Origin of the sequence: Pseudomonas sp. BF-R-26, assembly GCF_019947395.1 — a bacterium.
In the GTDB taxonomy this organism is placed as follows: Bacteria; Pseudomonadota; Gammaproteobacteria; order Pseudomonadales; family Pseudomonadaceae; genus Aquipseudomonas; species Aquipseudomonas farris.
Window position 1 is genome coordinate 33,263 of record NZ_JAGYGK010000016.1, and the last position, 24,022, is coordinate 57,284.

Below are 24,022 nucleotides of genomic sequence, written 5' to 3' on the forward strand. Positions count from 1 at the left end.
TTTTTAATGGCTTGAATCGAGTTCCAGCACCACCACACGTTGCCCGGCACGCACCGCCGAACCCGGTTGCACACGAATCTCGCGCACCACGCCCGCCATGGGCGCGAGTAGCGGGATTTCCATCTTCATCGACTCCAGAATCACCAGCACATCCCCCGCCGCGACCCGGCTGCCAGCCTGCACCTGAACCTGCCAGAGGTTGCCGGCGATGTGGCTGTCGATGCTCTGCTGGCCGTCGGCTAACGGCGCATCTTCGGTAATTTCCGGGGCCAGCTCTTCGCTGTCGAAATGTGCCTGGCCGCTGGCGATCCAGCGTTCGCGTTCGGCGTTGAATGCGCTTTTTTGTTGATCCCGAAATGCCGCGATGCTCTGGGCTTCTTTCGCCAAAAACGCCTGGTAATCCGCCAGATTCAGCTGGCTGTGTTCGATGTTCAGATCAAAGCGCCCAAGCGGGAAATCCCGACGAATGCGCAGCAGTTCATCGGCGCTCACCGGGTAGAACCGGATCTGGTCGAAGAAGCGCAGCAGCCACGGCTTGCCGTCGAACGCGACGACTTCGCGGTAGCGATTCCACATCTGCAGCGTGCGTCCGACAAACTGATAACCACCGGGGCCTTCCATGCCGTATACGCACATGTAGGCACCGCCGATGCCTACCGAGTTTTCCGCGGTCCAGGTGCGGGCCGGGTTGTACTTGGTGGTCACCAGGCGATGCCGAGGGTCGAGCGGGGTGGCGACCGGTGCGCCGAGGTAGACGTCGCCCAGGCCCATCACCAAATAGCTGGCGTCGAACACTGTGCGCTGCACTTCGTCGAGGTTCGGCAGATCGTTGATGCGGCGGATGAACTCCAGATTGCTCGGGCACCAGGGCGCGTCTTTACGCACGGTGGTCATGTATTTTTCGATCGCCAACTGGCAGGCCGGGTCATCCCAGGACAGTGGCAGATGGACGATGCGCGAGGGCACTTGCAGGTCCTTGGCGGCGCACACGGCGTCCCATTCACCGGCGACAATGCCCAGCAGATCGGCCAGCGGCAGTTGCTCCGGTTGGTAATGCACCTGCAGCGAGCGGATGCCCGGCGTCAGGTCGATCACGCCGTGCAGGTGTTTGCTTTCCAATGCCTGCATCAACGCGTGAGCACGAAAGCGCAGGACCAGGTCCAGCTCGGGGGCACCGATTTCCAGTAACAAATGAGTGTCGCCCGACAGACGTGCAACCAGCCGCGTATCCCCCTGACCAATATCCAACACCACAGGCGACGCAACCCTTTGTGGGAGCTGGCTTGCCTGCGATGAAGTTGATGCGGTGTCTGGTCGGGCCTCATCGCAGGCAAGCCAGCTCCCACAGGAATCCCATTTCAAGGCGAGAGTGCGCGCGGTCTTGAGATCGACCGGGACGAACCGAACCTTGTCCCCAGCCTTGAGTTGCCCCAGCAGCCAAAGGTCCGCCTCGATCACCGTCACCGGGCAGACAAAGCCGCCCAAGCTCGGGCCATCCGGCCCCAGAATTACTGGCATGTCACCGGTGAAATCCACCGCGCCAATCGCGTACGGATTGTCATGAATATTCGACGGATGCAATCCCGCTTCACCGCCGTCGGCCCGCACCCATTCAGGCTTCGGCCCGATCAGCCGCACACCGGTGCGACTGGAGTTGAAGTGCACTTCCCACTGGGTCGCGAAGAAGGTGCCGATGTAGTTTTCGGTGAAATATTCCGGGGCGCCGTGGGGGCCGTAGATCACCCTGATCTGGCGTAAGGCAGGCAACTCGGTGACCTGTTCTTCAGCCAGTTGCTGACCGCCGCTACGGTCGATCAAAGCAGGCACATGCAACACGTCACCCGCTCGCAGCGCACGACCGCCATGCCCACCAAACTGACCCAGCGTGAAGGTACTTTTGCTGCCCTGATAGTCCGGCACTTGCACGCCGCCGCGCAGACACAGATAGCTGCGCGCGCCTGCACCGCCAATGGTGCCGAGACTCAAAGTGGCACCGGCGGGAATCAACAGCGCGGTATTCATCGGCACCGCTTCACCGTTCAGCATCAAAGGAATCACTGCACCCGTGACGGCCACCACCGCCTCACAATTGAAACGCAGCAGCGGCCCGCTCATGGTGATTTCCAGCGCTGCTGCACCTTCATCGTTACCCAGCAAGCGATTGCCCAGACGCAGCGCCCGGCTGTCCATCGGTCCCGACGGCGGCACGCCCACCGCCCAGTAACCGAGGCGTCCCGGATAGTCCTGAACGCTGGTCTGCGTGCCGGCGCTGAGCACTTCAAAGGTGTTGGCTTGATAGACCAGACCTTCCAGGCAACGGGTCCACGGCTGGCCGCTGGCAAAGGGCGTATCGAGCAGAATCTGCCGCAAGTAATCGCGGTTGGTTTCCACCCCGTACAGCAGGCTGTCACCCAGAGCCTGATGCAGATCGACGCGCGCTGCTTCGCGAGTCGGTGCCCAGCTGATGACCTTGGCGATCATCGGATCGAAGTACGGCGGGATCTCGCAACCGGCCTCGACCCAAGTGTCGATGCGCAGGTGTTGGCCATCGGTAACCGGGAAATTGACGGCAGTGAGCAGACCGGGGCTCGGCTGGAAATCCCGACCCGGATCTTCGGCATAGAGTCGTGCCTGAATCGCATGACCGTTGGCTTTCAATCCCTGGCTCAACTCGCGCAGCGGCGGCAAATCACCGGCCGCCAGTTCCACCATCCAGCGCACCAGATCGACGCCCCACACTTGTTCGGTGACGCCGTGCTCCACCTGCAAACGGGTATTCACCTCAAGAAAATAGAAACGCTGGGCATCGCTGTCGAAGACGAACTCAACAGTGCCCGCGCTGCGGTAATTCACCGCTTTGGCCAGTTTGATTGCTGCTGCACAGAGTTCCTCGGCCATGCCCTCGGGCAGGTTCGGTGCCGGGGTTTCTTCGAGGACTTTCTGGTTGCGTCGCTGCACTGAGCAGTCGCGCACGCCGAGGGCAAGCACCTCGCCCTGGCCGTCGCCGAAGACCTGCACTTCCAGATGCCGGGCGCGCTGGATGTACTTCTCGATGAACACGCCGGCGTCGCTGAAATTGTTCTGACCGAGGCGTTTGACGGCTTCGAATGATTCGCTCAATTCGTTGGTGCTGCGACACACGCGCATACCGATGCCGCCCCCGCCGGCGGTGCTTTTGAGCATCACCGGGTAACCGACCTGTTCGCCTGCTATCAACGCTGCATCGAGGCTATCGAGCAGCTCGGTACCTTCGAGCATTGGCACGCCGTGTTGCTTGGCCAGTGCGCGGGCGGTGTGCTTGAGGCCGAACACCCGCAATTGCTCCGGTGTGGGGCCGATGAAGGCGATGTCGGCCGCTTCGCAGGCTTGGGCGAATGCAGCATTTTCCGAGAGAAAGCCGTAGCCGGGATGGATCGCGGTGGCGCCGGTGGCTTTTGCGATGGCGAGGATTTTATCGACCGCCAGATAAGTGCCAGCGGCAGCGCCTTCACCGAGGCTGTGGGACTCAAAGGCTTGCAGGATGTGCAGGCTGGCGGCATCGGCTTCGGAGTAAACGGCAACGCCCTTGACCTGCAATTCATCCAGGGTACGCAAGATGCGACAGGCAATGGCGCCGCGGTTGGCAATGAGGACTTTTTCGAACATGGCATAACCCCCGGAGGCGATAACGCATCAGCCTCGACCTGGGATGCGGGCCGTCCCGCAGTTTTTCGATAGGCACCGAGGTCGTCCCCGGTGGCAGAATTATTAAGCTTGAAACCACCGCTGACCCTGTGGGAGCGGGCTTGCCCGCGATGGGGCCAGCACATTCAACAATGATGTCGACTGACACACCGCTATCGCGGGCAAGCCCGCTCCCACAGGTTTGGTGGTGTTTTTACTTTTTTAGGCACTGGCCGGAACGGGCCTGGCAGAGGGCAAACAACCACCGCCGCAAACGCGAAAATTTCAGTTCCATACCAGCAGCTCCGCAGGAGTCGGGTTGTAGGCGTTGCAGGGGTTGTTCAGTTGCGGGCAGTTGGAGATCAGCACGATCACGTCCATCTCGGCCCGCAGGTCGACGTATTTGCCCGGCGCCGAAATCCCGTCTTCGAAGGTCAGGCCACCGTCGGCCGTCACCGGCACGTTCATGAAGAAGTTGATGTTCGGCCCGATGTCTCCCTTGCCCAGCCGACCATCGTGGGCACAGGCGCGCAGGTAGTTGTCGCGGCAGCTGTGCATGTAGCGTTTCTCCAGCGCATAACGCACGGTGTTGCTCTCTTGGGCGCAGGCACCGCCGAGGGTGTCGTGACGCCCGCAAGTGTCGGCGACGATGGTCAGCATCGGTTTGCCGAGGTTGGAATAGAGCACGCTGCCGGTGCTCAGGTAGACGCTGTTCTGCCGACGCAACGTGCGCTGTACGTCATAGCGCTCCTTGGGATTGGCGAGGCTGTAGAACAAAGTGTCGACGGCCTGATTGCCTTCCAGGTCGAGGATGCGCAAGGTCTGGCCGGCCTTGACCTCCATCAGCCAGGGTTCGCCGGCGGGGATGGTGGCGCGGTACACCGCGGTTTCTGGCTGCCTGTTTGTAGTAACGGCAGCGGTGGTGATAGCGAGTGACATGGCAGCGATCCTCAGGCGAACAGACGGTCGGTGTTGATGAAGCCGCGCTCGTTTTCCGGGCGCGAGGTGCGGCAGTGTTCGGCGACACTCGCATCGGCGTTCATCCAGCTGAGCTTCAGCGGTTTGGGTGCGTACTCAGGCGCGGGATCCATCGGATGTTGCAGCGCGGTGAGCACCACCAAGGTGTCCATCGGCGCGTACAACTCGATGTAATCACCGGCCCTGGAATTGCCTTCGACGAAGTGGAAACGCCCGGCCTCATCGACGTTCACGCGGCTGAACAGGTTGAGGGTCATCAACAGGTCGGACAGGCCCAAACCCCACTTGCCCAGTTCCACCAACAGGTTGTCGGTGCCATTGCGGAAGAAGCCATTGCGCAGTTCCTGATAGCGACCCGCGCCGTACTTCTGCGCGACCTCTTCAGCGCACAGCACGCCGCCGAGGCTGTCGCTCCAGCCGCACGTGTCGGCAGTGATTGCCGCCAATACGCGGCCCATGTCCGAGTACAGGCAATGGCCAGTGGTGAGCTTGGCGGTGTGTTGGCATTTGAGGCTGTCGGGCAGGTTCAGGCGTTCGGTTTTTTCATGCGAATTGAGCAGCGTCAGGCTGACGTTGGCACCGCCGCGCAGGTCGGTCAGACGCAGTAATTGGCCGCGTTTCAGAACGAAAGAACGATGGCCGCCGCCGGGGAGCATTTCTTCGGCGAAGGGCGGAAATAGTTGGGTCGAATCAGTCATGTGTAAATTCCTCTAAGCGATGCGAAGCGAACCTGCCAGCTGAGCCGGCAGGGCGTCGACGGCGGCGCGATTGGCACGGCGGTCGCTGTTCAAAGGGATGTCGTAGGTGATGCGTGCGCCATAGGCGCCGGGGGCGTGCGGGTCGATGCGGACCTTGTCGAACACCAGCAAACGGGTGCCGAGGCTGAAACCTTCGGACAGGTCATGGGTGACCATGAACACCGTTAGCTGCGTCTCGCGCCACAGTTCCAGCAGCAAGCCGTGCATGTCTTTGCGGATGCCCGGATCGAGCGCGCCGAACGGTTCGTCGAGCAGCAACACGCGCGGTTTCATGATCAGCGCTTGGGCAATCGCCAGGCGTTGTTGCATACCGCCGGAAAGCTGCGCCGGGTACTTGTCCAGCGAGTGACCGAGGCCGACTTTGTGCAGCAGCACTGAAGCCTGTTCCCGCGCCTCGCGTTTCGCGCTGCCGAACAACCGACCCAGCAGGGGCGAGCGCGGCAGTTCGAGGCCGAGGGCAACGTTGTCTAGCACGCTCAGGTGCGGGAACACCGAGTAGCGTTGGAATACCACGCCACGGCTGGCATCCGGTTCGCTGGCCAGGGCCTGGCCGTCCAACAGAATCTCGCCGCGACTGGCGCGTTCCTGGCCCAGCAGTAGCCGCAGGAAAGTCGATTTGCCGCAACCTGACGCACCCACCAAGGTGCAGAATTCGCCCTCGTTGACGTTCAGGTTCAGACCTTCGAGCACGACCTGATCGGCGTATTGCTGCCAGACGTTTTTCACTTTGATGAAGCTCATGCGCGGGCCCCTTCATAACTCATTTGGAGGCACCTTGGTGCCAAGGGAACGCCCGTTGGGTCAGGCGTTTCAGGCCCCAATCCATCAGCCAGGCAAGCAGGGTGATCCAGACCACGTAGGGCAGGATCACATCCATTGCCAGGTAGCGGCGCACCAGGAAGATCCGGTAGCCGAGACCATCGGTGGAGGCGATGGCTTCGGCTGCGATCAGGAACAACCACGCCGACCCCAGCATCAGTCGCAGCGAGATCAACAAACGCGGCAACAATTGCGGCAGCACCACGCGCAGCATCAAGGTCCAGGTCGAAGCGCCAAGCGTCTGCACCTTGATCAGCAACTCGACGGGAATTTCCCGGGCGCGCTGCTCCAGGTCCCGGGCTAGGCACGGGGTGATACCGATCACGATCAGCATCACTTTCGACAATTCCCCCAGCCCGAACACGATGAACAGAATCGGCAGGATCGCCAACGGCGGCACCATCGACAGCACGGTGAGTACCGGCGACAACGGTGCGCCGAACAGCGGCAGGGTCCCGGCGGCGATGCCCAGGCACAGCCCGGCCAATGCACTGATGCCGAGGCCGATGGCCAGCCGTCGCAGGCTGGCGGCGCTGTCTTGCCAGAGCAGGTATTCACCGGTGCGGGTGTCGGCGGTGAAGGCCAGGCGTTTCACTGCGTCAGTCATCTGCACGGCACTGGGCAGCAGTTTGTCGTTGGGGTTGTCCATCAGCCGATCGGCCGAGCCCATGAAGTAGGCAAACAACACCAGGGCGAACGGCAGGATCACCAACAGCAGGCGACTCGGGCGATCCGGGTGGCGATTGATCAGGCGCATGGCCTAGTCCTCCGTTGTTACAACGTGGAGTCGGCAGCCATCTGCACGTAGCTCGGGTCGAAGCGCAGCTTGAGGTTGGTCTTGTCGCCGCTGGTCACGCCATTGGCGAAGGCCATGCCGATAGCGCTGGTGTCCTTGGCGCCTTCACCGAGCAAGCCGTGCTGGAATGAGAACTCGGCGACCTTGCGCATGGTCTCGGGCAGTTGCTTGCTGGTGGCGAATTCCAACGCTTCTTTCGGTGAGGCAAACAATTTGGTGGTGTCGAGTTGCGCCTGGAAACCGGCCAGGTCGGTGCCCGAGGCTTTGGCCATATGTTCGAGGGCGGCTTTGCTGGCGGCATTTTTCGCGTTCATCAACTCCACCACCTCAAACCAGGCGCCGGTCAGGGCTTTGCCCAGGGCCGGGTTGTCTTTGAGGGTGGCGCTGTTGACCACCATCATGTCCATGATTTCGCCGGGAACCTGGCTGGAGTTGAAGACTTCGGTCACACCGGGTTTGGCCTTGATGTCCGAAAGCATCGGGTTCCAGGTGGTGACGGCGTTGACCTGATCGGTGTTGAAGGCGGCCGAGATATCGGCGTCGGAGGTGTTGACCACTTTCAGGTCTTTCTCGGTGAGGTCCACCGAATCGAGTGCCCGGGCCAATAGGTAGTGGGACACCGAGAGCTCCACCAGATTGATATCCATGCCCTTGAGGTCGGCGACTTTTTTGCCTTCGCCTTTGAGCACGATCCCGTCGTTGCCATTGGAGAAGTCGCTGACTATCAGCGCCGTGCTGTCGACGCCACCGGCAGCCGGAATGGTCAGCGCATCCATGTTGGTCATGGTGCAGCCGTCGAACTGGCCGGCGGTGTATTGGTTGATGGATTCGACGTAATCGTTGAGCTGCACCACATCGATTTTGATGCCGTACTTTTTCGCCCATTTGTCGACGATGCCTTGGCTGCCGGCATACTCCCAGGGCATCCAGCCGGCATAAATAGTCCAGCAGACGCTGAAATGGTCTTTCTGTGCGGCCTGGGACGAGACGCTCACGAGGGCTGCAAAAGCAGCGGCGAGCAGGGCGGGTAAACGAAGTCGGGACATGGGATGGTTCTCCAGTTGATCAAGGGCGGACAGGAAGGCAGCGGCACCGCGAACGGTGGCTTGTCTCCCGGGCTTTTGTCCCGCCGTGTAACCTCAACTGGAGGTCGCCAACTCTCGGACCAGCCACTCGCCTAAGCGAGCCGGAACCCTAGTCAGCCATTGCAAATTGTGGTGCCGCGAACCTGTGATGACTCCTGCACGTCTTTGGTTAAGCGAGAGCCGTGCCAAGTCGGCTTGAGCCCTCTGGCTTGGGGCATAGAGGAAAGGGGGGAGATAAACGAGCGGCATGCCCTGCCTTGTCATGGTGCGTTGGCGCATGCCTATGCACCGTAGATGGACGCAGTGGCCGCTGATCTGAAGGCCGAAGCTCTCTGGCACTCGGTACCGGTTTGAAAGTCAAAACAGGTGTCAGCCGGCCTGTGCCGACTGCTGTTGCGGGTCTTCCAGGAGGCCGCCATGCTCTGTCGAAAACAGCTCCGCCGAATACTGCTCTGTGTGTTTTTGGGTCTGGGCTTGTCCGGCTGCTATTACTACGTAGGGGGTGCCGACGTTTATTCGACACCTTATTACTACCCTGGCTATTACTACTCTCCTTACTACTACGGCGGCCCGCGTTTTTACGGGGGCTATCGCTACTATTACTACGGACCCCGTCATTACCACGGTGGCCGCCATCGCGGACACCGTTAACCAACTCACGAAGACAGCGGCGCGTCCGGCTTACGGACGCGCCGCTTCTTTTGGGTAGATGAAAAACCTTTCATCGGCTACTTGTTTCAACGTGTTGCTGGAGCGCACCAGATTCTGAATTCACTGTCTGATCTTTCGACAGTTGTGAACAATTGACTGTCGCCTGCCAGCGTCGCTGGTGTGGCTCACTCGCGGTCCAGGAGGCCGCCATGCTCTGTCAAAAAAAGCTCCACCAAATTCTGCTGATTGCTCTATCGGGATTGTTTCTTGGTGCGTGCGTACCCTATTCCGATGGAGGAGGCAGCTACTACCGCTCCGATGTCTACACGTCCCCAGCGCCGTATTACTCCGGTGGCGGGTCTTATTACTCCGATAGCCGTTACTACTCGGCCCCGCGCAGGTATTACTCACCGCCTGCACGGTATTACCAGCCATCGCCGCGTTATTACCACCAGCCGCGGGTTTATCAATCGGCACCGCGCTATTACCAGCCGGCGCCACGAGCAGACTACCGGGTCTATCAGAATCGTGGATGGGACCGTCATGACCGTCGTGACCGTGGCGGCTGGGATGGCCGTCACGGCGGCGGTCGAGGCGATGACCATCGAGGCCACAATAGGTCGGATAATCGTGGCGGTCGGGGCGATCACCGTGATGGCGATCGGGATGGCCGAGGCAACCACCGGTAAACCACTCAATAAAAAAGCGGCGCATGAAGCGCCGCTTTTTTTGTGCCTGATTTTTAGTATTCCGAGAGATCAGCCAGAGGATGCCGGCCTTCCCAGACCTTATGGAAATGCGCTTCCACTGCCGCCTCCGGCACATTGTTGATGTCCGGCCAGTGCCAGTGAGGTTTCTGGTCTTTGTCGATCAACCGCGCTCGCACGCCTTCGCTGAATTCCGGATGACGGCAGCAGTTGAGGCTCATGGTGTATTCCATCTGAAAGACTTGAGCCAACGATAGATGCCGGGCGCGAACGATCTGTTCCCACACCAGATGGGCGGTCAGGGGCGAACCTTCAGTCATGGTTTTGGCGGCACGAGCGAGCAGCGGGTCGGAATGATCGCGCAGCGTACTGATGGCCTTCCAGGCGCATCGAACGTCGCTGACATCCAATAGTTCGTCGATCTGCTCGCGTCGAGGCAGCCACTGCGCTTCGGGCAGCTGCGCGATCGCTTCCTGCTGCAAGGCCTTGAGCAGGCTGTTGAGCTGCATGGCTGTCTGTTCCTGCCAGTTCAATTGCAGCAAGCCTTCGAGCAGCTCATGCTGTTGATCATCGCGCAGGAAGCGGTCAGCGAGGTCCAGATCGATTGCATCACGACCGTTCATCTGGGCGCCGGTCAGGCCGAGAAACAATCCGAGCTTGCCGGGCAACCGCGACAGAAACCAACTGGCGCCGACGTCAGGGTACAAGCCGATGCCGATCTCCGGCATCGCCAACCGGCTGCTCGGCGTGACAATCCGAATGCTCGCCCCTTGCAGCAGCCCCATGCCACCGCCCAGCACGTACCCATGACCCCAGCAGATCAGCGGTTTGGGGTAGGTGTGCAGGTTGAAGTCGAGGCGATATTCTGCCGCAAAGAAGTTTGCAGCCAAGGGCGGCACTTCGCCGGGATGGTCGCGACAGGCTTCCACCAGGCTGCGTACTTCACCGCCGGCGCAAAAAGCCTTGGGGCCGTTGCCGCGCAGCAGCACGCAAACGATCTGTGGCTCCTTGGCCCAGGCGTCCAGTTGATCGCGCAGGGCGTTGATCATCGGCAAGGAGAGGGCGTTGAGGGACTTTTCGGCATCCAGGCTGGCGATGCCGATGCGTGCGCCGTCGGTGCCGGTGAGTTCTTCGAAGTGCAGATTCATCGTGACCTCGATCGGGAAATTGAGCGTTCAGTATGATCGCTCTATAGGAAAGTGCCGGATCTGCGTCAGATCAATTGACAAGGGAGATAGGGTTTCCTAGGGTTCGCCCCATTGTTTTTGCCGGATGTAACCATGACTGCTGACGACCGTATCAAACTCGAACCGAGCTGGAAGGAGGCACTACGTGCCGAATTCGACCAGCCGTACATGGCAGAGTTGCGCACATTCCTGCAACAGGAGCGCGCGGCGGGCAAAGAGATCTATCCACCCGGACCGATGATTTTCAACGCGCTCAATTCCACGCCGCTGGACAAGGTCAAAGTGGTGATCCTTGGTCAAGACCCTTACCACGGCCCGGGCCAGGCCCATGGGTTGTGCTTCTCGGTGCAGCCGGGCGTGCCGGCACCGCCGTCGCTGGTGAACATCTATAAAGAGTTGAAGCGCGACCTGAACATCGACATTCCCAACCATGGCTACCTGCAGAGTTGGGCAGAGCAGGGCGTGTTGATGCTCAATACCACCATGACCGTGGAACGCGCGAATGCCAACGCTCATGCGGGCAAGGGCTGGCAATATTTTACCGACCGGATTATCGAAGTGGTCAGCGAGCATCAGCCGCACTTGGTGTTCCTGCTGTGGGGCGCGCATGCCCAGAGCAAGCAGAAACTCATCGACGCCACCAAACACTTGGTGCTGACCTCGGTCCACCCGTCGCCGCTGTCCGCTTATCGCGGCTTCCTTGGCTGCGGGCACTTCAGCCGGGCGAACAAGTTTCTGGAACAGAATGGCGAGACGCCGATCGAGTGGCGATTGCCGTCGGTCTGAAGATTGTGGCGAGGGGGCTTGCCCCCGTTGGGTCGCGCAGCGGCCCCAAAACCAGTCACACCGAAGTCCTCAGATTTTACGACTGCTTCGCAGCCGAACGGGGGCAAGCCCCCTCGCCACAGGACTCATATCAGGGAGAATCCGGCTCCCGGTTCCAATACCGAAACAACGGCTCCGCCAGAAACAATACGAACAACAGCCGCATCACCTGCATCGCCGTCACCAACGGCACCGACAATTGCAGGGTCTCCGCCGTCAGGCTCATTTCGGCAATTCCGCCGGGCATCATGCCCAAAGTCAGCGAACGCAGATCCAGATGGGTCAGCGCACTCAACCCCAATGCCGCCAAAGTTGCGATCAACATGGTCAACACCGTGCCAAGCAGGGTTCGGCCCATGAAGGACGGTGCCCGCCGGAAGAACTGTCGATTGAAGTGACACCCCAACCCGCTGCCAATCAACCACTGGCCAATCTGACTACCGCCGTTGGGCAGACCGATGTGCAGGTCCCAAGCAATGCTCACCGTAGCAGTCACCAGCAACGGTCCGAACAGCCAGGGATTGGGTTGTCGCAGCCGCTCCCAGATCCAGGCGGCAAGGGCGCCCGTCGGGAACAGAATGGCCAGCCACCACCAGTCGACGGTCGTTGGATGCAAGACCGGCGCACCGTCGCCTAACAGATACTTGAACGCCGCCGGTACACACAGCACCACCACCAACACCCGCAAACTCTGCCCCGCCGCGACCCGGCTGAGCACCGCGCCGTTGCGGGCGCCGAGGTTAACCATCTCCCCGGAGCCGCCGGGCATGCTGGAAAAGAATGCAGTGGCGCGATCTTCCCCGGTGCGCCGCATCAACCAGACCCCGACCACCGCGGACAGGCTGGTGACCAGCGCACCGAAGAAGATCAAACTGAAGTGGCTCAGCACCTGCTCCATCACCACCGGGGTGAAGTGCAGGCCGATGCCGATGCCGACGATCCACTGGCCGCACTTGCGGCCGCCAGGGATTTCCGCCAATTGCCAGGGAGTCAGACAGCGCACCAGGATGATCGCCAGCAACGAGCCGACCATCCACGGCAGTGGCCAGCCGATCTGGCTGGCGAGGTAACCGCCCAGCAGACCGACCAGCGGTGTTCCCCACCAGCTTTTGAAGGGGGGCCGATCAGACATCGGCGAGAGCGCGCCGGGCGACCGAACGTTTGCGCCAGATACGCAGCAGCGGCATCAGCAACATGATTGCAGTCAGTACCCAGCAACCGAATGTGATCGGGCTCGACCAGAGGATTTCCAGCGCACCGTTGGAAATCGACAGCGCGCGACGCAGGTTTTGCTCCATCAGACCACCAAGGATGAAACCCAGCAGTACTGGCGACAGCGGGAAGTCCAGCTTGCGCAGGATGTAGCCGAAAATACCGATGCCGATCATCAGGAACAGGTCGAACGTGGTGGCATGCACCGCGTAGACACCGATCCCGGTGATGATCGCGATCACCGGCACCAGCGCCCAGTTTGGCACGGCGAGGATGCGGGTAAAGATGCGGATCATCGGAATGTTGAGGATCACCAGCATCACGTTGGCGACGAACAACGACGCGATCAGGCCCCAGACGATGTCCGGTTGCTGCTGGAACAACAGCGGGCCCGGGGTGATGTTGTACAGCGACAGTGCGCCGATCATCACCGCCGTGGTACCCGAACCCGGAACGCCGAGGGTCAGCATCGGTACGAGCGCACCGCAGGCGGCGCCACCGATGGCGGTTTCCGGAGCCGCGAGGCCGCGCATGTCGCCTTGTCCGAACGTGCCCTTGGCGCCGGCAATACGTTTCTCGGTCATGTAGGCCACAGCGCTGGCCAACGTCGCACCGGCACCCGGCAACACGCCCATGATGAAGCCCAGCAAACCGCAACGGATGTTCACCACGAACACCGCCGAAGCTTCCTTGAAGTTGAACATCATGCGCCCGGTGGCTTTCACCGCTTCCTGGCCGCGATGGGTTTTTTCCAGCAGCAGGAGGATTTCGCTGATGGAGAACAGGCCCAGTACCAGTACGACGAACTGAATGCCGTCCGTCAGGTGAATGTTATCCCCGGTGAAACGGTATACGCCGCTGTTGGCATCGATCCCGACGCTCGACAGAAACAGACCGATCAGTGCCGCAATGAAGGTCTTGAGCGGCCGGTCGCCGGCCATGCCGCCGAGACAGACAATCGCAAATACCATCAGTACGAAATACTCCGCCGGCCCGAAGGCAATCGCCCATTTCGCCAGCAGCGGGGCGAACAGCACCATGCCGCAAGTCGCGATGAACGCACCGATGAACGAACTCCACGCCGACAGCGACAGCGCTACACCGGCCAGGCCTTTGCGGGCCATCGGGTAACCGTCGAGGGTGGTCATGACGGTGGAGGCTTCACCCGGAATGTTCAGCAGGATCGAGCTGATCCGGCCACCGTATTCGCAACCCAGGTACACCGCCGCCAGCAAGATCAGCGCCGACTCCGGTGGCAGGCCAAGGGCGAACGCGATCGGAATCAGCAACGCCACGCCGTTGATCGGACCCAGCCCCGGCAACAGCCCGACGACGGTGCCGATCAGGGTGCCGCACAACGCGGTCACGAGATTGTATGGGGTCAGCGCGACGCCGAAGCCCTGACCCAAATAGCCAAGAGTATCCATATCAGTTCTCCAGAACGTCGAGCACGCCCAGCGGCAGTGGAACGTCCATCAACTTGTCGAACAGCAGATAAAGACCGATAGCCATCAGGCTGATGATCACTGTACTGGGCAGCCAGCGGCCGCCATACAGGCGCGCCATCGGGACACCGATCAGAATGCTGGCGACGATGAAACCAAGGGGTTCGAAGGTCCCGGCGAACACCAGCAACAGCAGCACGCAAATGCCGATTTTGGTCAGGGTTTCGCGGTCCAGTTTCGGGTCATCGTCGCTGTGCACGATCGGCGCCGGTCGAAACACCATGTAGAGCAACGCCAGGCCCATCAGGCCGAGCATCAGCAGTGGGAAGGCCCGAGGCCCGACCGGTTCGTAGGAAAAAGCCGCTTGATACGGCCACGCCATCAGCGCCAGGCCGATACAGGCCAGCAACAGCACCGAAGCGAAAATGCGTTGTATGAGCATGAGGAACTCCTGGGCCACGACCCCGAGAACCGGGGCCGTGGCCGCTAGACAGAGGCGATCACTGGATCAGGCCGAACTCTTTGGCCAGCACTTTGTAGTCCGCGACCTGCTTCTTCACGTAGGTGTCCAGCTCCGGGCCGGTCATGGCGAACGGGAACAGTTCACGCTGATCGCGCAGCTTGGCGAAATCCTCGGAGGCCAGCAGTTTGTCGAAGGCGTTTTTCCACCAGGCGTAGTCTTCGTCGCTGACTTTTGGCCCAAGGTAGAAACCGCGAACCACTGGCCAGACGATGTCGTAGCCTTGCTCTTTAGCGGTCGGAATGTCTTTCATTTCCGGCTCGTCCAGACGCTTCTCGGAGAACACCGCCAGCAGGCGCATGTCGCCACTCTGAATGTGTGGCATGGAGTCGGAGATGTCGGTGCTGCCGACCTGGATGTGGCCACCGAGCAGGGCGGTGGCGATTTCACCACCGCCTTCGAGGGCGACGTAACGCAGGTCGCGCGGATTGATCCCGGCCGCTTTGGCGATCAGTGCGGTTTGCATCCAGTCCTGGCTACCGACGGTGCCGCCGGAACCGATCACCACTTTGCTCGGATCTTTCTTCAGCGCCTGAACCAGGTCGTCCAGGGTCTTGTAAGGCGAATCGCTTTTCACCGCGATGGCGCCATAGCTTGTGCCGACAGCTGCCAGCCAACGAACGTTGGTTTCATCGAAGCGACCGAACTTGCCTTGCGCCAGGTTCAGCAGCGAACCGCTGGACCACGCCACCAGCGTGCCTGCATCGGCAGGGCGTTGAGCGACGACCGCGTTGTACGCCACCGCGCCGACACCGCCGGGCATGTAGGTCACGCGCATCGGTTTGGTCAGCAGTTTTTCGTTGACCAGCGCGCTTTGCGCCAGTTTGCAGGTGAGGTCGAAACCGCCGCCTGGCGAGGCTGGGGCGATGCATTCCGGACGTTTCGGTTCGGCCATCAATTGGCCGGCAAACAGCACACAGCTGGCGGCTAGAGCAACTTTACGCAGTGATAAGTTCATTTGAGTCTCCACGGGCATTCATTATTGTTATTGAACGTGATGTTTACCAAAGGGCAACGCTATAGCTCACCAGCAGACGCACTTCATCGGCATCGCGAGCGGAGTAGTTGGAACGGTAGGTGGCATTGCGCAGGCGTACGGCGACGTCTTTCAGGGCGCCGCTTTGTACGACGTATTTGATCTCGGTGTTGCGTTCCCACTCTTTGCCTTCGTCACCGTTCTTGAGCTTGATGTTGTCACCGCTCAGGTAACGGCTCATGAAACTCAGGCCGGGAATGCCGAGTTTGGAGAAATCGTAGTCGTAACGTGCCTGCCAGGAACGTTCTTCGGCGCCGGCAAAGTCATTGATCTGCACGAAGTTGACCAGGTACGGATCGCTGCCATCGACGTAGGGGAATGCACTGTCACCGGACATGTGTTGATAGCCGGCGCTGAGTTTATGCCCGTTCAAGGCGTAGCTCACCAGACCGTTCAGGGATTTGTTGTCGATTGGGCCGCCACGGGCTGCGCCCTCGTCATCACTGATGGCCAGGCGCAAGTCAGTGCCGAAGGTGCCGGGGCCGAATTTTTCCGAGGCCACCATGCCGAGGAAGTGCTGGTTATAGACTTCATCGAGTTGGGCGAAGTGGTAGCTGCCGGTGATCTTGTCGGTGAACTTGTAGTCCATGCCGCCAAAGTCAAAGTGCTTACCGGCCGCGGTGCCGGCGAAGCGGCTGTTCTTGTTGTTGAGGGCGATGTCCTCGAAATCGGTGCTGTCGCGGTCCTTGGCTTTCTCCAGACGCCCGCCGGTGAAGGTCAGGTTCTTGATCTCTTTGGAGGTCAACAGGCCGCCTTCAAAGGTCTGCGGCAGAATGCGCCCGTCGTTGGGCTTGAGGATCGGCAATTCCGGAATCAGGCTGCCGATTTTCAGTTCCGTGGCGGAGATTTTCACTTTGCCGGTCAGGCCGAGCTTGGAATATTCATCCGCCGCGCGACCGTCGTCATGGGTCGGCAACAGGCCGGTGCCGGTGCGGTCCGGACTTGAATCGAGTTTTACCCCCAGCATGCCCAGTGCATCGACACCGAACCCCACGGTGCCGTCGGTGTAACCCGACTGCAGATTGAGCATGAACCCTTGGGCCCATTCGTCCCGCTTGGATTGCTGGGCGCTGGTACCGTCGCGAAAGTCGCGGTTGAAATACATGTTGCGGGTTTCGAAGGTTGCCGTACTGTCTTCGAAGAAGGCAGCCTGGCTCAACGGCGAAAAGCCGGCGAGGGCGGCGGCACTGGCAAGGGCGGTGTGGCTGAGGCGGGAAAAACGAGCAGGCGGGCGAGCCTGAAGCTGCATCGACAGCATGGTGATGTACTCCGTTTATTGTTCTTATTGGCGAAAACGCTTCGAGGCGTTTCTCGTACTGCTATGGGTACTAGCAACGGCAGTCGAAACTGTCCGTGGCTGGACTCTAACTGGCCAACCTTTCGCTAACCTTTCAGCTGACTTTCACGGTTTTCGGGCTTCACAGCGACGGATGCGGCTGTAAACTCCGCGCCAAAGAATGGCGTCGACCATCCCTGAATGAGGTAAAGATCCATGCGTGTTCTGCTCGTTGAAGACCATCTGCAGCTTGCCGAAAGTGTCGCTCAGGCACTCAAGAGCACCGGGCTGACCGTGGATGTGCTGCACGACGGTGTGGCGGCCGACCTGGCTTTGAGCAGCGAGGAATACGCCGTGGCGATCCTCGATGTCGGCCTGCCGCGCATGGATGGCTTCGAAGTGCTGGCGCGCTTGCGGGCCCGGGGCAAGAACCTGCCAGTGCTGATGCTGACAGCCCGCAGCGACGTCAAGGATCGGGTCCACGGCCTGAACCTTGGGGCTGACGATTACCTGGCCAAACCCTTCGAGCTGACAGAGCTCGAGGCCCGGGTCAAAGCCTTGCTGCGTCGCAGTGTGCTCGGCGGTGAACGCCAGCAGCGTTGTGGCGTGTTGGCTTATGACCTGGACACCCGGCGCTTCACCCTCGGCGAAGAATTGCTGACCCTGACCTCTCGCGAACAGGCGGTGCTCGAGGCCCTGATCGCCCGTCCCGGTCGGGTGATGAGTAAGGAGCAACTGGCCGCCCAGGTTTTCGGTCTGGACGAGGAGGCCAGTCCCGATGCCATCGAAATTTACGTTCACCGCTTGCGCAAGAAACTCGACGGTCAACCGGTAGCCATCGTGACCTTCCGCGGCCTTGGCTACCTGCTGGAAAGCCGCGATGCATAAGCTCAGCAGCCTGCGTTGGCGGTTGCTGTGGAACCTCGCGCTGTTGCTTGTGGTGTTGATGCTCGCCAGTGGTTTGAGCGCGTACTGGAACGGTCGTGAAGCTGCCGACACTGCGTATGACCGGACCTTGCTGGCTTCGGCGCGGACCATCGCCGCGGGCCTGTCCCAACGCGACGGCAGTCTCAGCGCCAACGTGCCTTACGTGGCCCTCGATACGTTCGCCTACGACAGCGCCGGGCGGATTTTTTATCTGGTCAATGACATCAATCAGAAGCTGATCTCGGGCTACGAAAACCTGCCGCCGCCGCCACCGGGAACGCCGCGCACCGATGACTATCCGGCGCTGGCGCGTTTCTATAACGCCACTTATCAAGGGCAGAACGTGCGGGTGGTCAGCCTGCTCAAAGCGGTCAGCGAGCCGAACATGAACGGCATGGCGGAAATCCGCGTGGCGGAAACCGATGAGGCGCGGGTCCGCATGGCTCGAAGCCTGATGGCCGACACGTTATTGCGTCTGGGCATGCTGGCGATCGGTGCGTTGCTGATGGTGTGGTTTGCCGTCAGTGCGGCGCTGCGTCCGCTGGAGCGCTTGCGCACGGCGGTGGAAGAGCGTCAGCCCGATGACTTGCGGCCCTTGCCGCTGGTGGAAGTGCAACACGAATTGGGGCCGCTGGTGCGTGCGCTCAATCACTTTACCGAGCGATTGCGCGGGCAGTTCGAGCGCCAGGCGCAGTTCATCGCCGACGCCGCCCACGAATTGCGTACCCCGTTGGCGGCGCTCAAGGCACGACTCGAACTGGGCTTGCGGTCGAACGAACCCGAAACCTGGCGCAGCACCCTGGAAGCCGCGGCCCAAGGCACAGATCGCCTGACCCACCTGGCCAATCAATTGCTCTCGCTGGCACGGGTCGAGAATGGCGCCCGAGCAATCGCCGAGGGCGGTGCGCAGTTGCTCGACCTCAGTCAGTTGGCCCGTGAACTGGGCATGGCCATGGCACCGCTGGCCCATGCACGTGGTGTGGCGCTGGCGCTGGAGGCCGACGAACCGGTGTGGCTGCGCGGCGAACCGACGTTGTTGAATGAACTGTTGAGCAATCTGGTGGACAACGCACTGGCCCACACACCACCGGGCGGCAATGTGATCCTGCGGGTCATGGCACCAGCGGTGCTGGAGGTCGAAGACGATGGCCCGGGAATTCCCCTTGAAGAGCGGGATCGGGTGTTCGAGCGTTTTTATCGGCGTAACGAGCAGGTGGCGGGATCGGGGTTGGGGTTGGCCATTGTCGGCGAGATCTGCCGCGCCCACCTGGCGCAGATCAGCCTGCACGATGGCGAGCAGGCGGGGCTGAAGGTGCGGGTGAGTTTTATTGCTGGAGAGTGAACACAACCCTGTGGCGAGGGGGCTTGCCCCCGTTCGGCTGCGCAGCAGTCGTAAACCTGTTATGGGTGACTTACCAGACAGACCGCTGAGGAGCGCTTCGCGCTCCAACGGGGGCAAGCCCCCTCGCCACAGTGATCAGTAAAACATCGAGCGCGACTCTTCCAGATCCTTGCACATCGCCTTGTTCTCCGGATCGATCCCCAGCTTCTTGAAGGCCGGTACGCTGAAGGGGTCGATACGGGCCAGTGGATGATCGGTGTCCTTGTGGCAATACAGGCTGGCCACTTGCACCAGATCGACATAATCGACCCGTTCCGATTGCCGCTTGAAATCCAGATACAGCCCCGGCAATTGCACCAGCATTTCCGGAAACTCCCAGACCCTGAGCAATTTATCGCCGAGCAGCGGATGAATCCGGTCGATCACATGGTTGAGGCTGATCGGGTCAGACAGCAATTCATAATGATCTTCGGCATAGGTCAGGATCGGCAGTACACCAATCTGATGCACGAGCCCGCCGAGCGCCGCCTGATCAGGTTTGAGTTGCGTATAACTGCGGCACAACGCGTAACTGACGCCGGCGATTTCCAGGCTTTTGCGCCAGACCTCGCGCATTTTCTGTTCCACCACTTCGGAACGGGCGTTGAAGATCTGTTCCATCACCAGGCCAATGGCCAGGTTGCTGCTGTAATTGACGCCCAGCCGGGTGATGGCCGTGTGCAGGTCAGTCACTTCCTGGGTCGCGCGCAGCAACGGGCTATTGACCACTTTGATCAGGCGCGCCGACAGCGCGGTATCGCGGCCAATCACTTTGCTGAGTGTGCTGACACTGATTTCCGGGTCTTCAGCGGCCTTGCGAATCTGCAGGGCCACTTCCGGTAACGTTGGCAGAACCAGGTCATCGTTATCGATGGCCTCAACCAAATCCTGTTGGACCTTATCCGCCAGCTCGATCATTTCTTTTCTCTAGGGTATTGCGACAAATGCTGCTGTTAACGCTGGATTTCGCGATCACGATCCAGTTGGTAAGGCAGGTCAAGCAGATGCAGGCCCGGACCTTCGAGTGCGCCAAGGTGCAGGTTGCCATCTTCTGCCGCTTCGGCTTGCAGCACCGCAAGGAGTTCAATGTTTTGCTCGGTGCGGGCGGCCAGCACCACTTCACCGATCGAACTGCCGTGGGTCGGGGAAAACAGTTGGGTGCCGGGCTCCGGCAATTCGCTGGCTTCCAGCTGCAGGCGATACAGGCGGCGCTTGAGTTTGCCAAGGTATTGCATGCGCGCGACGATTTCCTGGCCGGTGTAGCAACCTTTCTTGAAACTCACACCACCGACGGCTTGCAGATTGAGCATCTGCGGGATGAACAGCTCGCGGGTGCTCGGCATGACCTGACCGATCCCGGCGCGGATCTGGCCCAGCAGCCATTGATTCAATTCACCTTCGGCCAACAGAGCGGACAGCTTGCCCTTGATGGTGTCGGCCTGATCGGCGCGAACCCAGAGTTCAGCGCGATCCGTCGAGACGCGAAGGGCGATCAGGCCGTCATTGCGCACCACTCTGTCGGTTTCTGCCGGTAGTTCCAGGCCCAGGCTGGTCAGTGCCGCATCACCATGCTCAAGGCCAAAGCGAACCCAGCCGGCACTTTCATCGGTCAGTTTCGATTTGGAGAACACCGCGTACTTTTTCAGGTCCGCCAGTTGTGGCTCCAGCAGTTCGCTGGCCATTGCCATGAGCACACCGTCGCCTTCCAGCAGAATGCGGAAACTCGACTGCATCCGGCCTTTCTGCGTGCAGCGCGCGCCAAGGCTGGCCTGGGTGTCGCTCAGGTAATTAAGGTTGCAAGTCAATTGGCCTTGCAGGAATTTGCCGGCATCCGCGCCGCGTACCGCGAGAACGCCTTCGTGAGACAGGGTGCAGAAAAAAGCAGAATCGGCCATGGGTCATCGCAGGGTAAAGAGTCCGAGGGACATCATAAGGGGGCGCCCATGAAATGGGTAGTTCACAAAGGATCGATGGGGGCGACCAAAGCCGACTGTTCGAGCGGGCCGGGGGCTGTATACTTGCCGCCTATTTGAGGAGCGCTCCATGGTCGAAGATGTTGAACTGAATCGCCTCTACTGGCACAGCCGCCGCGGCATGCTTGAGCTTGACGTGTTGCTGGTGCCGTTTGTGAAAGAGGTTTACCCGCACCTCAACGAGGTTGATCGCGCATGCTACGTCAGGCTGCTCGAATGCGAAGATCAGGACATGTTCGGCTGGTTCATGGAACGTGCCGAATCGGAAGATCCTGAGCTTCAGCGCATGGTTCGCATGATCCTGGATCGTGTTCAGCCCAAGTAACGCGTTCGAATGCCGCTGGCATGCCTCACGGCAGTTGCTGGCGGCCTATCTTCTGGCCCAGCTGTTCGCGCTGGGTTCGTTGTTTCTTCTTTCCCTACCGGTCTGGGCCAGTTTGCTCGGCGCTTTTTGCTGTCTGGCTCATGGCATCTGGGCATTGCCGCGACAGATTCTACTGACACACCCACAGGCGTTTCGCGGCTTGCGTCGCGATGCCGATGGCTGGCAGTTGTGGAATCAGGCAGTGGGTTGGCAGCCCGTGCAGCTACGGCCGGACAGTCTGGCGTTGCCGCTGATCGTGGTACTGCGTTTTCGTCTGCGCGATGAGCGACGGGTCAGGGCGATCTGTGTGCCGCGCGATTCGCAGGCGGCGGATGTGCACCGACGCCTGCGGGTTCGGCTCAAGTTCAGTCGGCGTAGGTGGGCGGCACCAGAATAGTGTCCAGGGCGACCGGCAGCAGGTTCGGGTAGTCGAGGGTGTAATGCAGGCCGCGACTTTCCTTGCGCTCCATGGCTGACTGGATCATCAGCTCGGCTACCTGCGCCAGGTTACGCAGCTCGATCAAATCCCGGCTGACCTTGTAGTTGCTGTAGAACTCGTCGATTTCGTCCAGCAACAGACGCACCCGGTGCTGAGCCCGTTGCAGGCGCTTGTTGGTGCGCACGATGCCGACGTAGTCCCACATGAATCGCCGCAGTTCGTCCCAGTTGTGCGCAATGATCACGTCTTCGTCGGAATCGGTGACCTGGCTCGCATCCCAAACGGGCAGGGCGGTCGGAATCGACACGTCTGGCAACTGCTCAAGAATGTCTGCCGCAGCCGAGCGGGCGTAAACGAAACACTCCAGCAGCGAGTTGCTGGCCATGCGGTTGGCGCCATGTAGGCCGGTGAAGCTGGTTTCACCAATCGCATACAAGCCCGGCACGTCGGTGCGGCCCCGCTGATCGACCATCACGCCGCCGCAAGTGTAGTGCGCCGCTGGCACCACCGGGATCGGTTGTTTAGTGATGTCGATGGAGAATTCCAGGCAGCGTTCATAGACCGTCGGGAAGTGCGTCTTGATGAAGTCTTCGGGCTTGTGGCTGATGTCCAGGTAGACGCAGTCGATACCCAGGCGCTTCATCTCATGGTCGATGGCGCGGGCGACGATGTCCCGTGGTGCCAGCTCGGCCCGTGGGTCGAAGCGCTGCATGAAGCGTTCACCATTGGGCAGCTTCAGATGTCCGCCTTCGCCGCGCAGGGCTTCGGTGATCAGGAAACTCTTGGCTTGCGGGTGATAAAGGCAAGTGGGGTGGAACTGGTTGAATTCCAGGTTCGCCACCCGGCAGCCCGAACGCCAGGCCATGGCGATGCCATCACCGCAGGCACCGTCGGGGTTGCTGGTATAGAGGTAGACTTTTGCCGCGCCGCCCGATGCAAGGATCACGAAACGCGCGCCGTAGGTGTCGACTTCACCGGTGCTGCGGTTGAGCACATAGGCGCCGAGGCAACGATCGCCTTCAAGGCCCAGGCGTTTTTCGGTGATCAGGTCGACCGCGACTCGCTGCTCCAGCAGTTCGATGTTGGGACGCTGTTTGGCCTGATCGAGCAGGGTTCTGAAGATCGCCGCGCCCGTTGCGTCGGCGGCGTGGATGATACGCCGATGGCTGTGACCGCCTTCCCGGGTCAGGTGAAACTCGAAACCACCGTCTTCGGTGCCGGACTGTTCATCGCGGGTAAAGGGCACGCCTTGGTCGATCAGCCATTGGATAGCCTCTCGGCTGTGCTCGACGGTAAAGCGCACTGCGTCTTCATGGCACAGGCCACCACCGGCGTTGAGGGTGTCATCGACATGGGATTCGACAGTATCAGTGTCATCCAGAACGGCAGCGACGCCACCCTGGGCCCAGAAAGTTGAACCATTGGCGAGGTCGCCTTTGCTCAATACGGCGATGCGCAAATGACCGGGCAAGGTCAGCGCAAGGCTCAAGCCGGCAGCACCGCTGCCAATTACCAGAACATCGTGTTGAAACTGTTGGCTCATTTCAGGATTCCGCTTAAAGCGACCCGGGACGGGGTTGGCGCAAGACAGCTGGGTCGGCGAGTCAAGACAGCCACACAGCCCACTAGTATATAGAGGGGGGGATCGGCACAATAGCCGGGCCAGCATGGCATTGTGAAACTACTGTGACGGAAAAGGCTGGACGCTTCGTCGGAAGTTTTTTTGAGGGCTTCGGCGACAAGGCGACTGTATCGTGGATTTAACAGTCTTTTTCTATTCAGAGTTGCACAATGTCGGTTTCGGGCAGCTATAAATATGGAACTTTTGCCAAAGGCCCAAGATCAATAGAAGGTTGCCTGAAACAAGGGACAGTGTCGGCTTCGGTGCGGGACTTGCGGTTGGGTCCTTGCTGACGAATCCGATGACAAGATTATTCGCGCAGCCGGGTTATCCCGCGCTGCGCTTTTCGTGCGTGCCAA

At 60.5% G+C, this 24,022-nt stretch carries 22 protein-coding genes and 1 riboswitch; of the genes, 7 read left to right on the top strand and 15 right to left on the bottom strand.

Features of this window, described 5'->3' with window-relative positions; genetic code table 11:
- Nucleotides 1–3: 3 nt before the first annotated feature.
- The 6 genes from uca to KGB18_RS23040 form a co-directional block, all read right to left on the bottom strand.
- Entirely contained in the window at nt 4–3,645 is a 3,642-nt protein-coding gene (uca, locus tag KGB18_RS23015) for an urea carboxylase (RefSeq protein ID WP_223570515.1), read from the bottom strand.
- A gap of 303 nt (nt 3,646–3,948) precedes the next feature.
- On the bottom strand, nt 3,949–4,602 hold the full coding sequence (locus KGB18_RS23020) for an urea amidolyase associated protein UAAP2 (protein ID WP_048394033.1): 654 nt from the start codon (nt 4,600–4,602) through the stop codon (nt 3,949–3,951).
- Nucleotides 4,603–4,613: 11 nt separating this feature from the next.
- On the bottom strand, nt 4,614–5,339 hold the full coding sequence (locus tag KGB18_RS23025) for an urea amidolyase associated protein UAAP1 (protein ID WP_223570516.1): 726 nt from the start codon (nt 5,337–5,339) through the stop codon (nt 4,614–4,616).
- Between the two features lie 12 nt (nt 5,340–5,351).
- A complete protein-coding gene (locus KGB18_RS23030) occupies nt 5,352–6,140 on the bottom strand; it encodes an ABC transporter ATP-binding protein (protein WP_223570517.1) in 789 nt (262 codons plus the stop codon).
- 19 nt (nt 6,141–6,159) lie between these two features.
- Nucleotides 6,160–6,975 (bottom strand): ABC transporter permease, encoded by an 816-nt coding sequence (locus tag KGB18_RS23035; RefSeq protein WP_223570518.1) that lies wholly within the window; start codon nt 6,973–6,975, stop codon nt 6,160–6,162.
- A 17-nt stretch (nt 6,976–6,992) separates the two neighbouring features.
- Nucleotides 6,993–8,060 carry a putative urea ABC transporter substrate-binding protein gene (locus KGB18_RS23040; RefSeq protein WP_123721959.1) on the bottom strand — a complete coding sequence of 356 codons (1,068 nt, stop codon included), beginning with the start codon at nt 8,058–8,060 and terminating at the stop codon, nt 6,993–6,995.
- 62 nt (nt 8,061–8,122) lie between these two features.
- Nucleotides 8,123–8,223, bottom strand: a riboswitch (guanidine-I (ykkC/yxkD leader).
- 293 nt (nt 8,224–8,516) lie between these two features.
- Here KGB18_RS23040 and KGB18_RS23045 point away from each other — a divergent pair.
- Together KGB18_RS23045 and KGB18_RS23050 are read left to right on the top strand one after the other, a co-directional pair.
- Nucleotides 8,517–8,750 (top strand): hypothetical protein, encoded by a 234-nt coding sequence (locus tag KGB18_RS23045; protein WP_123721958.1) that lies wholly within the window; start codon nt 8,517–8,519, stop codon nt 8,748–8,750.
- Between the two features lie 209 nt (nt 8,751–8,959).
- Nucleotides 8,960–9,439, top strand: a complete 480-nt coding sequence (locus KGB18_RS23050) for a hypothetical protein (protein ID WP_123721957.1) — start codon at nt 8,960–8,962, stop codon at nt 9,437–9,439.
- Nucleotides 9,440–9,492: 53 nt separating this feature from the next.
- On the opposite strand, the gene KGB18_RS23055 is transcribed toward KGB18_RS23050, so the two are convergent.
- Nucleotides 9,493–10,605, bottom strand: a complete 1,113-nt coding sequence (locus KGB18_RS23055; RefSeq protein ID WP_123721956.1) for an enoyl-CoA hydratase/isomerase family protein — start codon at nt 10,603–10,605, stop codon at nt 9,493–9,495.
- Nucleotides 10,606–10,737: 132 nt separating this feature from the next.
- Here KGB18_RS23055 and ung point away from each other — a divergent pair, with 132 nt between their 5' ends.
- On the top strand, nt 10,738–11,430 hold the full coding sequence (gene ung, locus KGB18_RS23060) for a uracil-DNA glycosylase (protein WP_008074486.1): 693 nt from the start codon (nt 10,738–10,740) through the stop codon (nt 11,428–11,430).
- Between the two features lie 130 nt (nt 11,431–11,560).
- Here ung and KGB18_RS23065 read toward each other — a convergent pair whose 3' ends face one another.
- Genes KGB18_RS23065 through KGB18_RS23085 form a run of 5 tightly spaced genes read right to left on the bottom strand, consistent with a single transcriptional unit; the run spans nt 11,561 to nt 16,940 of the window.
- The gene (locus KGB18_RS23065; protein ID WP_223570519.1) at nt 11,561–12,601 is read right to left on the bottom strand and encodes an AbrB family transcriptional regulator; all 1,041 of its coding nucleotides are present in this window, start codon (nt 12,599–12,601) and stop codon (nt 11,561–11,563) included.
- Nucleotides 12,594–14,108, bottom strand: a complete 1,515-nt coding sequence (locus KGB18_RS23070; protein WP_123721954.1) for a tripartite tricarboxylate transporter permease — start codon at nt 14,106–14,108, stop codon at nt 12,594–12,596. The genes KGB18_RS23065 and KGB18_RS23070 overlap by 8 nt, the downstream gene beginning before the upstream one ends.
- 1 nt (nt 14,109) lies before the next feature.
- Nucleotides 14,110–14,568 (bottom strand): tripartite tricarboxylate transporter TctB family protein, encoded by a 459-nt coding sequence (locus KGB18_RS23075; RefSeq protein WP_123721953.1) that lies wholly within the window; start codon nt 14,566–14,568, stop codon nt 14,110–14,112.
- A 58-nt stretch (nt 14,569–14,626) separates the two neighbouring features.
- Nucleotides 14,627–15,604 (bottom strand): Bug family tripartite tricarboxylate transporter substrate binding protein, encoded by a 978-nt coding sequence (locus KGB18_RS23080; protein WP_123721952.1) that lies wholly within the window; start codon nt 15,602–15,604, stop codon nt 14,627–14,629.
- 43 nt (nt 15,605–15,647) lie between these two features.
- On the bottom strand, nt 15,648–16,940 hold the full coding sequence (locus tag KGB18_RS23085; protein ID WP_223570520.1) for an OprD family porin: 1,293 nt from the start codon (nt 16,938–16,940) through the stop codon (nt 15,648–15,650).
- A 234-nt stretch (nt 16,941–17,174) separates the two neighbouring features.
- On the opposite strand from KGB18_RS23085, the gene KGB18_RS23090 reads away from it, so the two are divergent.
- Together KGB18_RS23090 and KGB18_RS23095 are read left to right on the top strand one after the other, a co-directional pair.
- The gene (locus KGB18_RS23090; RefSeq protein ID WP_007898613.1) at nt 17,175–17,846 is read left to right on the top strand and encodes a response regulator; all 672 of its coding nucleotides are present in this window, start codon (nt 17,175–17,177) and stop codon (nt 17,844–17,846) included.
- The gene (locus KGB18_RS23095) at nt 17,839–19,227 is read left to right on the top strand and encodes a sensor histidine kinase (RefSeq protein WP_123721950.1); all 1,389 of its coding nucleotides are present in this window, start codon (nt 17,839–17,841) and stop codon (nt 19,225–19,227) included. Before KGB18_RS23090 ends, KGB18_RS23095 begins: the two co-directional genes overlap by 8 nt.
- A gap of 135 nt (nt 19,228–19,362) precedes the next feature.
- Here the strand turns inward: KGB18_RS23095 and KGB18_RS23100 are convergent, their stop codons facing one another.
- Together KGB18_RS23100 and KGB18_RS23105 are read right to left on the bottom strand one after the other, a co-directional pair.
- Nucleotides 19,363–20,184 carry an HDOD domain-containing protein gene (locus KGB18_RS23100; protein ID WP_123721949.1) on the bottom strand — a complete coding sequence of 274 codons (822 nt, stop codon included), beginning with the start codon at nt 20,182–20,184 and terminating at the stop codon, nt 19,363–19,365.
- A 35-nt stretch (nt 20,185–20,219) separates the two neighbouring features.
- Complete coding sequence (locus KGB18_RS23105; RefSeq protein ID WP_223570521.1) at nt 20,220–21,161, bottom strand: YgfZ/GcvT domain-containing protein; 942 nt, start codon at nt 21,159–21,161, stop codon at nt 20,220–20,222.
- A 148-nt stretch (nt 21,162–21,309) separates the two neighbouring features.
- Between KGB18_RS23105 and KGB18_RS23110 the strand changes: the two genes are divergently transcribed.
- Both KGB18_RS23110 and KGB18_RS23115 read left to right on the top strand, forming a co-directional pair.
- Entirely contained in the window at nt 21,310–21,564 is a 255-nt protein-coding gene (locus tag KGB18_RS23110) for a succinate dehydrogenase assembly factor 2 (RefSeq protein WP_007898624.1), read from the top strand.
- Nucleotides 21,548–22,000: a protein YgfX gene (locus KGB18_RS23115; protein ID WP_201059779.1), complete on the top strand. Its 453-nt coding sequence runs from the start codon at nt 21,548–21,550 to the stop codon at nt 21,998–22,000. Before KGB18_RS23110 ends, KGB18_RS23115 begins: the two co-directional genes overlap by 17 nt.
- Here KGB18_RS23115 and nadB read toward each other — a convergent pair.
- Nucleotides 21,969–23,585, bottom strand: coding sequence for an L-aspartate oxidase (nadB, locus tag KGB18_RS23120; protein WP_123721946.1), 1,617 nt, complete (start codon nt 23,583–23,585; stop codon nt 21,969–21,971). The genes KGB18_RS23115 and nadB overlap by 32 nt on opposite strands.
- Nucleotides 23,586–24,022 lie beyond the last annotated feature (437 nt).

Excerpts from the sequence above, each read along its gene's own strand:
- uca (WP_223570515.1), bottom strand. The coding sequence starts at position 3,645 with ATGTTCGAAAAAGTCCTCATTGCCAACCGCGGCGCCATTGCCTGTCGC.
- KGB18_RS23020 (WP_048394033.1), bottom strand. The coding sequence starts at position 4,602 with ATGTCACTCGCTATCACCACCGCTGCCGTTACTACAAACAGGCAGCCA.
- KGB18_RS23025 (WP_223570516.1), bottom strand. The coding sequence starts at position 5,339 with ATGACTGATTCGACCCAACTATTTCCGCCCTTCGCCGAAGAAATGCTC.
- KGB18_RS23030 (WP_223570517.1), bottom strand. The coding sequence starts at position 6,140 with ATGAGCTTCATCAAAGTGAAAAACGTCTGGCAGCAATACGCCGATCAG.
- KGB18_RS23035 (WP_223570518.1), bottom strand. The coding sequence starts at position 6,975 with ATGCGCCTGATCAATCGCCACCCGGATCGCCCGAGTCGCCTGCTGTTG.
- KGB18_RS23040 (WP_123721959.1), bottom strand. The coding sequence starts at position 8,060 with ATGTCCCGACTTCGTTTACCCGCCCTGCTCGCCGCTGCTTTTGCAGCC.
- KGB18_RS23045 (WP_123721958.1), top strand. The coding sequence starts at position 8,517 with ATGCTCTGTCGAAAACAGCTCCGCCGAATACTGCTCTGTGTGTTTTTG.
- KGB18_RS23050 (WP_123721957.1), top strand. The coding sequence starts at position 8,960 with ATGCTCTGTCAAAAAAAGCTCCACCAAATTCTGCTGATTGCTCTATCG.
- KGB18_RS23055 (WP_123721956.1), bottom strand. The coding sequence starts at position 10,605 with ATGAATCTGCACTTCGAAGAACTCACCGGCACCGACGGCGCACGCATC.
- ung (WP_008074486.1), top strand. The coding sequence starts at position 10,738 with ATGACTGCTGACGACCGTATCAAACTCGAACCGAGCTGGAAGGAGGCA.
- KGB18_RS23065 (WP_223570519.1), bottom strand. The coding sequence starts at position 12,601 with ATGTCTGATCGGCCCCCCTTCAAAAGCTGGTGGGGAACACCGCTGGTC.
- KGB18_RS23070 (WP_123721954.1), bottom strand. The coding sequence starts at position 14,108 with ATGGATACTCTTGGCTATTTGGGTCAGGGCTTCGGCGTCGCGCTGACC.
- KGB18_RS23075 (WP_123721953.1), bottom strand. The coding sequence starts at position 14,568 with ATGCTCATACAACGCATTTTCGCTTCGGTGCTGTTGCTGGCCTGTATC.
- KGB18_RS23080 (WP_123721952.1), bottom strand. The coding sequence starts at position 15,604 with ATGAACTTATCACTGCGTAAAGTTGCTCTAGCCGCCAGCTGTGTGCTG.
- KGB18_RS23085 (WP_223570520.1), bottom strand. The coding sequence starts at position 16,940 with ATGCTGTCGATGCAGCTTCAGGCTCGCCCGCCTGCTCGTTTTTCCCGC.
- KGB18_RS23090 (WP_007898613.1), top strand. The coding sequence starts at position 17,175 with ATGCGTGTTCTGCTCGTTGAAGACCATCTGCAGCTTGCCGAAAGTGTC.
- KGB18_RS23095 (WP_123721950.1), top strand. The coding sequence starts at position 17,839 with ATGCATAAGCTCAGCAGCCTGCGTTGGCGGTTGCTGTGGAACCTCGCG.
- KGB18_RS23100 (WP_123721949.1), bottom strand. The coding sequence starts at position 20,184 with ATGATCGAGCTGGCGGATAAGGTCCAACAGGATTTGGTTGAGGCCATC.
- KGB18_RS23105 (WP_223570521.1), bottom strand. The coding sequence starts at position 21,161 with ATGGCCGATTCTGCTTTTTTCTGCACCCTGTCTCACGAAGGCGTTCTC.
- KGB18_RS23110 (WP_007898624.1), top strand. The coding sequence starts at position 21,310 with ATGGTCGAAGATGTTGAACTGAATCGCCTCTACTGGCACAGCCGCCGC.
- nadB (WP_123721946.1), bottom strand. The coding sequence starts at position 23,585 with ATGAGCCAACAGTTTCAACACGATGTTCTGGTAATTGGCAGCGGTGCT.